The sequence below is a fragment of the Singulisphaera rosea genome, from assembly GCF_054877945.1.
This window is the reverse complement of sequence record NZ_JBTYIP020000027.1, coordinates 49,251-63,322: the sequence shown is the minus strand read 5'-3', so window position 1 is coordinate 63,322 and position 14,072 is coordinate 49,251. Positions and strand designations below refer to the sequence as shown.

Below are 14,072 nucleotides of genomic sequence, written 5' to 3'. Positions count from 1 at the left end.
ATTCACAACTCGCCCCATGCCAGCACGCAATCGTCTGATTTGCAACCCGAACCAAGGCAGAAAGTTGCAATAAGTCTACGTGGCTTGCCGGGCCGGAACCTGCGAGCCCCAAGTTGCTCCCGAGCGACGAGCGGCGGCTTCGCCATTCCGGAGCGTGACTCGAGCATCGGGGGACGTGCTTTCGAGAGCGATGGCCCGAGTCTCCCCGCTTCCAGTTACATGCCGCGCACACGCCGATCTACCGAGATTTTAGGCATTTAGGCCCCATTCCGAAGGCCTCCGAGGACCACCAGTTACATCGCGCTACACAAATCGCCCAAGCCCAGAAGGGGACGTAACTCGCGTCCTTTTTTGACTCGCCTTCCCTGGCACTATCTCACGACGGATCTTCTTGAGCGGACAGTCTCTTCCGCAATTCCTCCGGGGTCATCTCGAGGAACTCCCCGCAGCTCAACTCCGGGAGTCTCAAGCCGAGCAAGCCGTACGGCGTCTCATCCTTGCGACGCCCAGTCCGAAACCGCCGCAAGTTCCAATACAGACGCTTCAGATCCAGTAACCCCTGCGTCATCTTCCGATGGCGTGCCTGCTGCATCCGCGCCACGCTGTTGACGCATTCCACGAGGCTACTCGCTCGCCACACACCATGGAGCACGGCCCGAACCCGTCGCCACTCCTTACGCCAATCCGCACTGGCCTTCGTCAGTTGGACCGTGCGGACCAAGGCCCAAGCTCCCGTGGCGGCGGATTGCCGCCACGTCTGCCGCCGCAGGCCTTCCAAATCCAACAAGGCCGATAGGACATCGGGGGCTAATCCCAACTCGACCAACCGTCCTGAGACTTGATCCAGGAAGGTGAAACTCTCCCGGCGGAGCAGCAACCGACGCGTCTTGGCCCACGCCGCGCCGTCCAAGGCGGGGAACGATTCCGCCACCACCGCCTCGGCTTGGGCTCGATCGTTGAGCCGACCCTCGGGGGTGAAGATCTCGAACGCCGCCTTGGCCCGTCCCCAGGCCTCCTCGGCGGCCACGGCTTGATCCCAGGCCCGCTCGGCCTGGCGCCATAGCCGATTCGTCGCCGTGCCATGCCCCTGGCGGGATCGTCCTTGGCGGCCACGCCGATCGAGTCGCCCTTGGGCCGCTTCGGCCCGCTCGAACGCCCGAGTGGCCACGCCCCAGGTCTTCCTCAGGGCGCGTCCCCCTTCGCGGAGCGTATGGAAGACGTCCAGCGAGTCGTCGAACTCAGGCAGGCCGGAGGCGCGACGGCGGGCGTTCTCGAGCCTTACCCCTCGACCCAAGCCGGTCCCGTCGTCGCGGACCACCGCACTCAACGCCGGGAATCGGGCGAATTCCTCGGCCCAAGTCTCGCCGTCTCGCGCCTCGACCATCCGGCCCGTCAGCCAGCAAAGGCTCTCGGGTTCGACGACCATCAGGACCGGCCTTCGGCCAAAAAAATCTCGTCAGCCGTGGCCTGTTTGATCTCGGGGCGGCTCACCTCGTCGAGGACCTCGAGCAGGCCGCCGACGCGTCGGCCGGCTTCGCGGGACGCCCGTCCCAGGGTGGCCACGGCCGTGACAGGGATCGTCCCGGCCACGACCCGCAACAAACGGCGGGCGACGCTGAGGCTAACCCCCTCGGCCTGAGCGACCGAGGCGAACTCATGCTGCTTGGCGAGGGAGATCTCGACGGAGCGTTTCAGGCGACTTTGGAGGGCCTGGATCTCGGCCTGCCGCTGGGCGAGTTGCTGCTGGAGTTCATCGATGCGGGCCCTTGCCGCGGTGCCATCGACGGCGTCTGCGACCTGTTCGGCCTCGCGGTAGGTAGAGCGACTGCCGAGACTGCTCACGATCGCGGGCCATCTCGGTAACCTCACCGTATCATCCGCAGAGCACGGCGAAAGCGCTGGCGATGCGTTGTGGGATCGTGGACATGGGACGTCGCTCCGTCGAGGCGGATCAAAGGATCATGACTCGATTGCACACGTCCCGACGGGAATTGTCCACGGTCCCCCCCTTGAAGCAGGGCAGACTGAGATAGTCCCTAAGATTGAGGATTGCGGACAACTCCTTGATTCTCGTGGAGGAGCTTTTTACAATCCGGTGAAGACACGATCGGATTGGGGTTCCCAACCAAAGGCTCGCCCAACTTTGTTCGTGATCAGCTCTGCAACGACTTCCGAGAGATCGATCGCCCGATTTGCTGCGCATGGACGTGCACCGTGCCTTCACGGTGAGAACCGTTGAAGGCCCAATTGCCAAGGACACCTAAAGGCAGGGGCGCCCTTCATGATCCTCTTCACACGACGCCGTGACGAACCGTTCCGCCTCCTCACCTCCGCCGAGGCCGACGGGCGGCTGACTTTCGACCACTATGCGACGATCGTCCCGGTGAAGATCCGGGGCCGGCACGTGGAGACTTGCTTCCTCACGCGCTGGGACATCAACGTGGTCCGCGCCCGGGCCGGCGGCATGGCCTCTCGGGCACCGGCGCGACCGGGCGAGCCGGGATACCGCCGGTTCCTGAACCTGAAGCTGACCCTCACCCCCGACGATCCGGTGAGGATCCGCCCCTATGACTTTGGACTCGAAGGGGAGAGCGGTGTGCTGCACCCAGGCCTGGACGTGGTCGTCCGGGTCCTCGACTCGGGCCAAGGGCGGGTGGAGTTCTCGGTCAGCACCCCCCCCGACCAGATCGTCGACTTGACCCAGTTCGACTCCCAGCAGGGGGCGGAAATTCGAGAGATGATCGTCAGGCTCAACCACGGGGATGCCTGGGACCGCGTCGAGAGTCTTTGAGGAATGACGGCCCGTAGACGAGTCGTCACCTTCCTTATCCCCGTCCGCTGAGAACGGTTCACCACCCGGGCGGGCGTCGCCGAGAGGCGTCGTCCGTCGCGGCTCCCCCATCATTTGTCCGAGCGCCGAATGAGGATGAATGCCGTCGTCGCGATCGGACGCGTGGCCTGCCCGCGCGGGGAGAGTTCGGGGTGGTCACCGCGGGAACAATCCTTCATGCTAGTCATCGCCAGGAAGCGGCACGAGGCCATCACCATCGACGGCAACATCCGGGTTGAGGTGTTGCGGTTGGCCGGCGGTGTGGCCCGGCTCAGGTTCGTCGCCCCAAGGCGCACGACGATCACGCGAGGGGTCGCTCGGCCCGGCGACTCGGCCGCGGCCGAGGCCGTCAACGGCGGGGTCGACGCCTCGGGCATGGGGGTCTTCGACCTGACCCTCGGGAACCATCAGATCGTCACCATCCGGAACGAGATCCACCTCGGCCTCGTCGACCTCGACGCGATGCGTGCCCTGTTCTTCATCGACGCCCCGCCCGAACTCTCCGTCAAGGCCGAGCTCTCTGTCAAGGCCTCGACCGTCATCAACCTCCCCCATGCCGACGACGCCGTGCAGGCGTTCTTGCCGTTCTCTCCCCCGCCCGATCCCGACACCGCCCGGCCGGGCCTCTCCGGCCCTCCCCAACGCCCCATCGGGCCGGGCCCCGAAGATTCGGCCATCCACACGATCCCCTTCCCGACTCCCGAGGAGTTCGAGGAACGGGAGAGATGAACCAAGGCTCCTCGCCGGAGTCCACCGAGCTCACTCCGGTCGATTCGTTGGGAGACTCACCACAACGGCACAAAGACACAAAGAGTTCGGAGAGGAGGTCCGAGATGGGACTGTTCTCTCGGGATCCTGCCCTTTGTGTCTTTGTGCCGTTGTGGTGAAGAAATCCTTCGATGAGGGTTCGGTGGAGATCGACGAAAACCATTGATGCGCCCGGACACGTTCGCCAGTCTTGCCGATGTCGGAAATGTTGTCATAATGTTGAAGAATCGTAGGAGGTTCGGACGGATCGCGTGATGAGGGGCGGACCATGCTGACGTTGTTCGGTGCTCGTCAACGGTATTGCGACGGGCTCTCGCGGCGGTCGTTCCTCAAGATCGGCGGGCTGGCGATGGGAGGCTTGGGGCTGCCCGAGCTACTCCGGGCCGAGGAAGGCGCGGGGAAGCGATCGCACAAGGCGGTCATCATGGTCTACCTCGCGGGGGGCCTGCCGCACCAGGACACGTTCGACTTGAAGCCGAAGGCACCGGAGGGGATCCGGGGCGAGTTCAAGCCGATCGCGACGAAGGTCCCGGGCATCGAGATCGGCGAGCTGTTGCCGATGACGGCGTCGTCGATGGATAAGCTCGCGGTGATCCGTTCGATCGTCGGCCTGCGCGACGAGCATTCGAGCTTCCAGAACCTCACCGGCTACCCGATGGGCGTCAGCCAGCGCGAGGGGAAGCCGCACTTCGGCTCGGTGGTCTCGCTGGTGCAAGGCCCGCACGACCCGATCGTCCCGCCGTTCATCGACCTCTTCCCGACGATGCAGCATCGGCCGTACAACACGCCCGGCCCGGGCCAGCTCGGGATGACGCATCGGCCGGCGCGGATGGACGGCGACGACCTCGCGCTGCTCAAAGGGGGGGCGGAGGCACCCGGGCGTATCGACCGTCGTCGCCGGATGCTCGACGAGTTCGACCAGTTCCGCCGCCAGGTCGATACCGTGGAGCTCGGGGGGATGGACAGCGTCTATCGCCGAGCGTTCGACGTCCTGGCCTCCGACCTGGTGGCGAAGGCGCTCGACGTCGAACGCGAAGACCCGAGGCTGCGGGCTCGCTACGGCATCGGCTCGTCCACGCACCTCGGTGACGGCGCCCCGATGTGGAACGACCAATTGCTCATCGCCAGGCGATTGGTCGAGGCGGGGGCGCGTTGCGTGACCGTCGCCTATGGGTTCTGGGACACGCACGGCAACAACTTCCCCTGGCTCCGAGAGCGGCTCCCGCTCTTCGACCAGGGGATCTCGGCGCTCGTCGAGGACATCCACGCCCGGGGGCTCGACAAGGACGTCTCGGTGGTCGTCTGGGGCGAGTTCGGCCGTTCGCCGAAGATCAACAAGGACGCCGGGCGCGACCATTGGGCCCGGGTCAACAGCGCCCTCCTGGCGGGGGGAGGCATGAACGTCGGCCAGGTGATCGGCTCGACCGACCCGCTCGGGGGCTCGGCCGCGAGCCACCCGATCCACTACCTCGACGTCCTGGCGACCGTCTACCGGAATCTCGGGATCGACCCCCACGCCTTCGTCCAGGACAAGTCCGGCCGCCCCATCCCCATCCTCCCGAGCACCGCCCGGCCGATCGACGCACTCCTCGGGTCTCGACTCGCCTGAGCACCGTCTCCCGAAAACCCCTGAAATCCGGGGGTAGGGTCGATCTCGACCCTCGCCGATCTTGACTTTCGGGTCGTACTCGGATCGTCTATTTGGGTAGCATGTCGCTCGGATGACACGTCCGGGTAGGTTTGTCCGGTGGACGTATGTCAAGGCGATGAGGTGCCGACGCCTCCCGGCCTCCTCTCTTCTCGTGTGAGAATGCGGTGCGTGCATGGCCGGAAAGAATAAAAAACAAGCGGTGAAAGGCCCGTCGACGGGAGCAGCCCTCCGCGAGGCGGCCGAGCGTTCGATCCGAAAAGGGCAGTTCAAGGATGCGGTCAAGGAGGCGAAGATCTGCTTCAAGGACGAGGCGAGCGAAGCCAATCGCCGACTCCTGGAGCGTGCCTATCTGCTGAGGGCGCAGCAACTCAACAAGGGGGGGATGCCGACGTCGGCAATCGAGGTGGCCGGCCATCTCCTCGAGTTCGGCGTGACCGACCCGGCGCTGGTCGAGGACGCGGTCAAGTTGTTCCTGGCGGTGGGGATGTCGAAGGCGGCGCAGTCGCTGCAAGGCCGGGTCGAGTCGCCGGAGGCGCAAGCTCGGCTGGTGGCGACGGCGGCCGACCAGGCGGTCCTCCATCCCGAGCGGAACGCCGGGGCGCTCCCCGAGATCAAGGACGGTGCGGCGACGATCCGGGCCGCACTCGAGGCGCTCGAGGCGGGGGACGAGGCGAAGGCCCTGGAGAGGCTCCGGGAGATCTCGCGCAACTCGCCCTTCGCCGATTGGCGTCTCTTCACGCGAGGCCTGGCCGCCTTCTACCGCGAGGATCTCGAAGACGCCCGCGCCAACTGGGGCCGCCTCGACCCCGACCGGGCGGCCGCCCGGATCGCGCGCTGGCTCCAGGGGCCGGCCGCGGCCGAGGCGAAGGACTCGGGGCCCGCCGCCCCGGTCGTGGACGTCGTCGCGGTGGAGCGCCAGGTCTTCGGCGAGCCTGTCCTGAAGCCGCTCCAGACCGTCCGTGACCTGATCGCGGAGGAGCGCTGGCCCGAGGCCGTTCGCGAGCTCGGGCCGATCCGCCACGCCCTCCGCCGCGTCCAGCCCGAGCTCGCCTTGCGCCTCACGCGGATCCTGATCTCCCCGTTGGTGCACCACGTGTCGTCGCTCGACTTACGCACGGCCACGAAACTCATCGAGAGTTTCGTCAGGAACGCCGAGCCTTTGCCGATCGACCCTCGCTGGAACCGATTCCTGGCCCTGGTCTGGGAAGGGCCGCAGGGGGGCACCGAGGAGGCGGAACAGTACTGGTTGGCGTACCTCGAGGATCTGAAGACCCTGCCGACCTTTTCCGTCGAGGAGCGGGGGCTCGCCCAAGGGCTGGTCTGGTATCACATCGCCGAGGTCTATCGGGACGATGCGCTCTACCTCGAAGGCGAGAAGGGATATGAAGATTTCGACCCCGACGACTTCGACTTCTGCAAGGAACGGGCGATGGAGGGCCTCGAGCAGAGCATCACGCTCGCCCCGAAGTTTTTGGCCGCCCATTTAGCCCTCTACCATGCAAAGAAGGCCTGGGGGTCGCAGAAGCAGGCCGAGGCGGTCGCCCGTCGGCTCCTGGAGGCCTTTCCCGACCACCTCGAGACCATCGTCGAGCTCGCCAATCAGCTCGTGGCCACCGACCGGCCCCATGATGCGATCGAGTTCGCGAAGCGGGCTCGCGTGCTGAAGCCGCTCGACCCGTCGATGGTCACCCTCGAATTTGGCGTCCGCGTCGCGACCGCGCGCGAGCATGCCCTGAAAGGGCGGGTTGCCGAGGGGCGGGCCGAGTTCGAGTTGGCGGCCCAAGTTTCGGCGGAGAAAGCCTCGGACTACACCTTCCAGGTCAAGCGGGCCCTCCTCGAGATGAAGGCGGGCGATCGCGAACGCGGAGAGTCGCTCCTCCGCGAGGCGCAAGGGTCGTTGGCCGATCCGACCCCCCTCTGGCTCGCGATGGTGATCGAATCGCATCGCTTCCAACTCCCTAAGGACGTTGTCCAGCGATACACGGCCCTGTTCGATGAGGGTATGAAGAAGAAGGCCCTGGCCGAGACCGGGGGTAAGTTGGCGGGGCTGCTCCTCAACTATCTGGCGACGAACATCGACTATCCCGGCCGCGCCACGCACGTCGCGAAGGTCCGCGAGTATCTTCGCAAGACGACCCGGCTGAAGTTCCAGAAAGAGAGCCTCCTCCTGGCCTGCTTGTTCCTGGAGGGGTTCACCGAGGAGCTGGAGACGCTCCAGAAGCTCGGTCGCAAGGGGCTGAAGGACTTCTCCGGTACTCCCTATTTCCACCTCCTTGCCGCTGTGAACGAGCTGGCGCTCGGGCCACACAGGGCGAATCTCCAGACGGCCCGCAAGTACGCGGAGAAGGCCCTCGAGGTTGCCCAGGCCTCGGCCGACCGGAAGGACCAGGCCCTCCTGCCGCAGATCAAAATGACTTTGAATAAGATTGTTGAATTGTCGAAAAATCCGTTCGTGAGGTTTGGACGTCGGGGAAGAAGCAGTCCGTTCCGCGACATGATGGCCGATATGTTCGAGGAGAAGGGGATCGACCCCGAGGAATTCTTCCGCGAGGCGTTCGGGGGCAAGGGGGGGCCGGCTCCGATGCCCAAACCGAGATCGAAGAAGAGCTGAGGCAGCCATGAGCGACCCCTATGAGATCCTCGGCGTGCCCAGGCACGCCGACGAGGCGGAGATCCGCCGCCGATACCTCGAGCTGGTGCGCGAGTTCTCGCCGGACCGGGCCCCCGAGCGATTCGTGGAAATCCGCACGGCGTACGACGAGGTGCGCGATCCGGCCAAGCGGCTGGAGATGCAAATCCTCCACGTCGAGTCGACCGACTCGCTCGATGCGCTCGCGACGGACCTTCGCGCCCGACTCCGCAAGGCCCGGGTCCCCTTGAAGACCTTACTGGCGCTGGCGGAGTCGTCATGACAATCCCACCCGACGACGAGACCGTCCTGGCCGAGTTCGGCCGATGGCTGCGCGAGGCCCGGGCCGACGCCGACGATCTCGCGCGCCCAGGCGAAGGGGGAGGACCCCTCCCGGCCGAGGCGGATCTCCCCGAGGTCGGCCTCGAGCGGATCGTCGAGGAGTTCACCGCGCTCCGCCAGGAAGTGAAGCTCCAGACCAAGAGCTCGAGAGGCCTCCAGGACCAGGCCGAGGCGCTCCTGCCGGCGCTCCGTCAGGCGATCGACCACTTCCGCTCGGTAGCGCCGAAGGAGGAACAGGCCGCACAGTCGGCAAGTCGGCCGATGGCCGAGGCCCTGGCCGACCTCGACGAGTCCCTCGAACGAGGCCGCACCGAGATCGAACGGGCCCGGCGTCGGATCGACGTCGAGGCGCAGGCGGCGAATCAGGCCACCCTCGACGGCCTCCAGGCCCTGTTCGCCGGCCAGGGCTGGTATCGACGCTTCCGGACGCGATCGTTCTACGAGCAAACCTTGGCCGTCGTCCGCGAACACGACCGGAGGCCGGGCGTCGCGATCTTCGACGCCTTGCTCGAAGGCTATGGCCTGGTCCAGGGCCGGCTCGCCCGTACCCTGAAGGCCGAGCAGATCCGGCGCATCGAGAGCCTCGGCCGGCCCGCCGACCCGGGCCTCATGACCGTGGTCGAAGTGGTCGATGATCCCACCAATCCGTCCGGCACGGTGATCGACGAGATCCGGAGGGGGTATACCTGGCAGGGCCGGATCCTCCGTTTCGCCGAAGTCCGCGTGGCGCGTTCGCCCGTCGTCGAGAGGCGGGACGAAGCCCTCGGAGAAGACGTAGACGACGAGCCTGGGCTGCCCGAAGATGACTTCGGGCCGGCGGCCGAGCGGAACGGTGAACAGTCCGATTCGGAGTTTGACGAATAATACTATGGATATCATTCTTGGGATCGACCTCGGGACGACCAACAGCGAGGTCGCGATCGTACGCGACGGCCAGCCTGTCGTGCTCGAAGAGGACGGCCAGGCGATCGTCCCCTCGGTGGTCGGCCTCGACGCCGAAGGGCGTCTCCTCGTCGGCAAGGCGGCGCGGAACCAGTTCGTGCTCGCCCCGGAGCGGACCGTCCGCTCGATCAAGCGGTTGATGGGCCAGGAGGTGACCGTCTCGCTCGGCGACCGGAAGTACTCGCCCCAGGAGATCTCCGCGATCATCCTGCGGACCCTCAAGGAACGCGCCGAGAAGGTCCTGGGCGAGCCGGTCTCGAAGGCGGTGATCACGGTCCCGGCCTTCTTCAATGAGGTCCAGCGACAGGCGACGCGCGAGGCGGGGGAGCTCGCGGGGCTTGAGGTGGTCCGGATCATCAACGAGCCGACCGCCGCGGTCCTGACCTACGACCCGCACCCTCCCGAGATGGAGCGTCTGCTCGTCTACGACCTCGGCGGCGGCACGTTCGACGTCTCGATCGCGCAGGTCGAGGGGGGCGTCGTCGAGATCCTCGCGAGCCACGGCGATACCCACCTCGGCGGCGACGACTTCGACCAGTTGCTGCTCGACCACGTCTGCGACCGATTCAAGAAACGCCACGGGATCGACCTCAGGCAAGACCTCGCCTCGCGGTCGCGCGTCCTCCGCGCCGTGGAGGACGCGAAGATCGAACTCTCCAACGAGGCCGTCGCCCGGGTCGAGGCGGAGTTCATCGCCGAGAAGGACGGCGTGCCGCTCCACCTCGCCATGGAGATCGAGCGGCACGAGTACGAGACGCTGATCGGACCGCTCCTGGACAAGACGCTCGCGTGCGTCGACCGGTCCCTCTCCGACGCCAAGATCCAGGCGCATCAGGTCCACAAGGTGTTGCTGGTTGGCGGGGCGACCCGGACGCCGGTCATCCACCGACTGCTCGAGGAACGGCTGGGGAGGCCGGTCCACAGCGAGATCGAGCCCGACCTGGCCGTCGCCCTCGGGGCGGCCGTGCAGGGCGGCCTGATCGCCGGTGTCGAGGTCGGCGCCGTGCTCGTGGACATCACCCCGCACACGCTCGGGATCGAGGCGCTCGGCGAGATCGACGGGCATCGCTCGAAGTACACGTTCTCGCCGATCATCCATCGCAACACCCCCCTGCCCGCCAGCCGGACCGAGATCTTCTCGACGGTCGTCGACGGCCAGAAGTCGGCCCAGATCCGCGTCTTCCAGGGGGAAGACGACGACACCCGCTACAACGAGCTCGTCGGCGAATTCACGATCGACGGCCTGGCCGACCTCTCCGCGGGGAACCAACTCCTGGTGCGGTTGGACCTCGACCTCGACGGGATCCTCAAGGTGACCGCGACCGAGCGGGCGACCGGCTTGGCCCGCCACGTGACGATCGAGAGCGCGATCGAGCGGTTCCGCACGAGGCAGCGGGCCGACGCCGTCGGCCGCCTCGAAGAGGTCTTCGGCAACGCCGCCAGGGCCCTACCGTCTCCGGGAAGCCTCGAAGCCTCGGACGAGCCGGCCATGGCCCCGGGTCTCCGGCAGGCCATCGAGGTCGCCGAAGGCCTGGTCGCCAAGGCCGAGGGCGTCATGAGCAAGGCGAACGCCGAAGATGCCGCCGAGCTCAAGGCCATGCTCGTCGACCTCCGCTCGGCCGTCGATCGCCGCGAGGAGGACGACGTGCGGAAGATCTCGGCCGAGGTCGAAGACCTCGTCTTCTACCTGGAAGATGCATGATCCGGACCCATCGGGACCCGCGGCGGGCGGGGTTTCCTCGCCCGACGCGGGATGTCGCTCCTGGGCGGAATCCCGCCTCTCGAGCCGGCGGGCTTGACTTGCGTCCGGAATCTTGAGGAAACACCGTCCCATGGGCCAACCCGAGCCGGAGACCTTCCGCTGCCCGACGTGCCGGGCCTCGCAGGAATGGTCCGACACCTGCCGACGCTGCAAGAGCGACCTGCGCCTGCTGCGTGAAGTGGCCCAATCGTATCGCGAGAACCGACGCCAGGCGCTGCTCGCGCTCCGCGATGGGAACGCGGGCGAGCTGCTGCTTCGGGCCCGATCCTGTGCCCGCTTGCGCGATGATGAAGAGTCCCGACGACTCCTCGCGCTCGGGACGCTCCTCTCCGGAGACTGGTCCGCCGCCGTCGCACTCGCCGAAGGGCTGATCGAGGGCGGCACTCCTCCTCCCCCTCCGGCGTCGTCGAACGTCGCCTCGCCGTGGGGCCAACCCTCCTGAGGGTGGGGATCGTACGTCGATGGGTTCTCGAAAAGGGCGTCCCAGGGCGGGGGAATTCGGCGACTTCCAGACCCCGCACGTGCTGGCCGAGGCCGTCTGCCGGCGGACCTCGGACCTCGGCCTGGCCCCGGCCTCGATCGTCGAGCCGACCTGCGGCGTCGGGAACATCCTCCTCGCGGCCCTCGACCGGTTCCCGATGGCAACGGTCGCGCTCGGGGCCGAGATCAACCCGATCTATCTCGATCAACTCGCCGATACGCTCCGCGCCCATCCCCGGCCGGCCGACGTGCGCCTGATCCGCGAAAGCTTCTTCCAGATCGACTGGTCCGCTGCGCTGGGCAGCCTGCCGGATCCCCTGCTCGTCATCGGCAACCCCCCTTGGGTCACCAACGCCCATCTCGGGACGCTCGGCAGCGCGAACCTGCCCGAGAAGTCGAATTACCAGGAACACCATGGCCTGGACGCGATCACGGGCAAGAGCAACTTCGACATCTCCGAATGGATGCTCACCCACCTGATCGAGCGACTCGGAGGGCGTCGGGCGACCCTGGCCATGCTCTGCAAGTCGGCCGTCGCACGCCGGGCCCTGGACCACGCATGGAGGAACGACCTCGGCGTGGCGGACGCCGAGGTCCGACCGATCGACGCGGGCAAGCATTTTGAAGCATCGGTTGATGCATGCCTGCTGATTTGCACGTTCCGGCCCGGCGTCGTCGGGCGCGAGTGCCGAGTCTATCGGCGCTGGGACGACGCGGACCCTTCGGGGGCGTTCGGCCACCATGGGGGACGGCTGCTGGCCGACGTGGCGGCCTACGGACGCTGGAAGCACCTCGAGGGAGAGTCCGTCCCCCGCTGGCGGTCCGGCGTCAAGCACGACTGCGCGAAGGTGATGGAGTTGTCGAAGGAGGGCCCCCTCTACCGCAACGGCCTCGGAGAGGTCGTGGATCTGGAAATCGACTATGTTTATCCGATGCTGAAGAGCTCGGAGCTGGCAGGGGGCCGGACGTCGGAGCCGACGCGCCGGATGCTCGTCACGCAGACGTCGACCGGCGAAGGCACCGGTGCGATCCGCACGCGGGCGCCGAAGACCTGGGGATATCTCGAGTCCCACGGCGAGGCGCTCGATCGCCGTGCGAGCGCAATCTATCGGCAACGCCCACGCTTCGCGATGTTCGGGGTCGGTGACTACACGTTTTCCCCGTGGAAGGTCGCGATCTCGGGCTTCTACAAGCACCTGCGCTTCGTGGCCGTGGGGCCATTCGAGGGGAAGCCGGTGGTCCTCGACGATACGGCGTATTTCCTCCCCTGCGCGACCGAGGCGGACGCGACCTGCGTCGCTTCGCTGCTCAACTCCGACGTCGCCCGCGAGTTCTACTCGGCCTTCCTCTTCTGGGACGCCAAGCGCCCGATCCGCGTCGACCTGCTCAATCGGCTCGACCTCCGGGCCCTGGCCCGGGAGCTCGGCCAGGAGCTTCCTCTCTCCCGCCTCGTCAACGAGGACGGGCTGGCCCGAGGCCATCGCCAGGTCTCTCCCACCTCGGCGCTCGAGCGTGAGTCCTCGACAGTCGGGGCGTCTTGGTCTATGGTTGACGACCCAAAAGGTCCCCCCCTCGTCCCGTCGCAAGGAGATCCCATGAGCCTCGACGCAACTCCGGACCGGATCCTCCAGCTCGGCCTCGGATTCTGGGGCTCGAAGACTCTCCTCAGCGCGATCGAGCTGGGCCTCTTCACCGAGCTGGCCCGCTCGGCGGCCGACCTCGCCACCCTCTCCGCCAGGCTCGGCCTCCACCCCCGCGCCGCCCGCGACTTCCTCGACGCCCTCGTCGCCCTGGGCATGCTCGAGCGGACCGACGGCGTTTACGCCAACACGCCCGAGTCGGCGACCTTCCTTGATCGCGATAAGCCATCATATGTCGGCGGGATGCTGGAGATGGCGAACTCTCGCCTCTACGGCTTCTGGGGGAACCTGACCGAGGCCCTACGCACCGGCGAACCCCAAAATGAGTCGAAGACGAGCCCAGGCGCCGGCCTGTTCGAGTCGCTCTACGGCGACCCGGCGCAGTTGCGGCTTTTCTTGCAGGGGATGACGGGGATCAGCCTCGGGGCGGCGATCGCCATCGCGCATCGGTTCCCCTGGGCGGACTACAAGACGTTCATCGACATCGGCGGGGCCCAGGGGGCCCTCTCCGTGCAGGTGGCCCTGGCACACTCTCATCTGACCGGCGGCAACTTCGACCTCCCCGTCGTCGGCCCGATCTTCGACGAATACGCCGCGTCCTTCGGCCTCCGCGATCGCCTCCGGTTCTACCCCGGTAGCTTCTTCACCGACCCCCTGCCCTCCGCCGACGTCCTGGTGATGGGGCACATCCTCCACGACTGGTCCCTGGACGAAAAGCGCATGCTCATCGCCAAGGCCTACGACGCCCTCCCCCCCGGCGGTGCCCTTCTGGTCTACGAAGCCCTGATCGACGACGATCGCCGCCACAACGCCTTCGGCCTGCTGATGAGCCTGAACATGCTCGTCGAGACCTCCGGCGGCTTCGACTACACCGGCGCCGATTGCTCCGGCTGGATGAAGGACGCCGGCTTCCGAGAGGCCCGCGTCGAACACCTACTCGGGCCTGATTCGATGGTTGTGGGCATCAAGTAGGTTTGGATTTTAGGTGGGTGTCGGAGCTGGGCTCACCACCTCGAATCCGACCGATG

At 66.7% G+C, this 14,072-nt stretch carries 11 protein-coding genes; 9 read left to right on the top strand and 2 right to left on the bottom strand.

Translation table 11 applies throughout. The features are described 5' to 3' along the window. Nucleotides 1-376 precede the first annotated feature (376 nt). Together ACYOEI_RS31915 and ACYOEI_RS31910 are read right to left on the bottom strand one after the other, a co-directional pair. Entirely contained in the window at nucleotides 377-1,426 is a 1,050-nt protein-coding gene (locus tag ACYOEI_RS31915) for a hypothetical protein (RefSeq protein WP_462853907.1), read from the bottom strand. Beyond that, nucleotides 1,426-1,869 (bottom strand): hypothetical protein, encoded by a 444-nt coding sequence (locus ACYOEI_RS31910; protein ID WP_462853906.1) that lies wholly within the window; start codon nucleotides 1,867-1,869, stop codon nucleotides 1,426-1,428. The genes ACYOEI_RS31915 and ACYOEI_RS31910 overlap by 1 nt, the downstream gene beginning before the upstream one ends. Before the next feature lie 412 nt (nucleotides 1,870-2,281). On the opposite strand from ACYOEI_RS31910, the gene ACYOEI_RS31905 reads away from it, so the two are divergent. The 9 genes from ACYOEI_RS31905 (at nucleotide 2,282) to ACYOEI_RS31865 (ending at nucleotide 14,016) form a co-directional block, all read left to right on the top strand. Further along, entirely contained in the window at nucleotides 2,282-2,791 is a 510-nt protein-coding gene (locus ACYOEI_RS31905; protein WP_462853905.1) for a hypothetical protein, read from the top strand. A 216-nt stretch (nucleotides 2,792-3,007) separates the two neighbouring features. Continuing rightward, on the top strand, nucleotides 3,008-3,559 hold the full coding sequence (locus ACYOEI_RS31900) for a carbon storage regulator (protein WP_462853904.1): 552 nt from the start codon (nucleotides 3,008-3,010) through the stop codon (nucleotides 3,557-3,559). A 307-nt stretch (nucleotides 3,560-3,866) separates the two neighbouring features. Beyond that, a complete protein-coding gene (locus ACYOEI_RS31895; RefSeq protein WP_462853902.1) occupies nucleotides 3,867-5,207 on the top strand; it encodes a DUF1501 domain-containing protein in 1,341 nt (446 codons plus the stop codon). A gap of 214 nt (nucleotides 5,208-5,421) precedes the next feature. Next, complete coding sequence (locus ACYOEI_RS31890; RefSeq protein WP_462853901.1) at nucleotides 5,422-7,860, top strand: tetratricopeptide repeat protein; 2,439 nt, start codon at nucleotides 5,422-5,424, stop codon at nucleotides 7,858-7,860. A gap of 7 nt (nucleotides 7,861-7,867) precedes the next feature. Continuing rightward, a complete protein-coding gene (locus ACYOEI_RS31885; protein WP_462853900.1) occupies nucleotides 7,868-8,161 on the top strand; it encodes a DnaJ domain-containing protein in 294 nt (97 codons plus the stop codon). Continuing rightward, nucleotides 8,158-9,084: a nucleotide exchange factor GrpE gene (locus ACYOEI_RS31880; protein WP_462853899.1), complete on the top strand. Its 927-nt coding sequence runs from the start codon at nucleotides 8,158-8,160 to the stop codon at nucleotides 9,082-9,084. The genes ACYOEI_RS31885 and ACYOEI_RS31880 overlap by 4 nt, the downstream gene beginning before the upstream one ends. Nucleotides 9,085-9,088: 4 nt before the next feature. Further along, nucleotides 9,089-10,864: an Hsp70 family protein gene (locus tag ACYOEI_RS31875; protein WP_462853898.1), complete on the top strand. Its 1,776-nt coding sequence runs from the start codon at nucleotides 9,089-9,091 to the stop codon at nucleotides 10,862-10,864. A 130-nt stretch (nucleotides 10,865-10,994) separates the two neighbouring features. After that, on the top strand, nucleotides 10,995-11,366 hold the full coding sequence (locus ACYOEI_RS31870; protein WP_462853896.1) for a hypothetical protein: 372 nt from the start codon (nucleotides 10,995-10,997) through the stop codon (nucleotides 11,364-11,366). Between the two features lie 1,633 nt (nucleotides 11,367-12,999). Continuing rightward, a complete protein-coding gene (locus ACYOEI_RS31865; protein ID WP_462853988.1) occupies nucleotides 13,000-14,016 on the top strand; it encodes a methyltransferase in 1,017 nt (338 codons plus the stop codon). The last annotated feature ends 56 nt before the right edge of the window (nucleotides 14,017-14,072 follow it).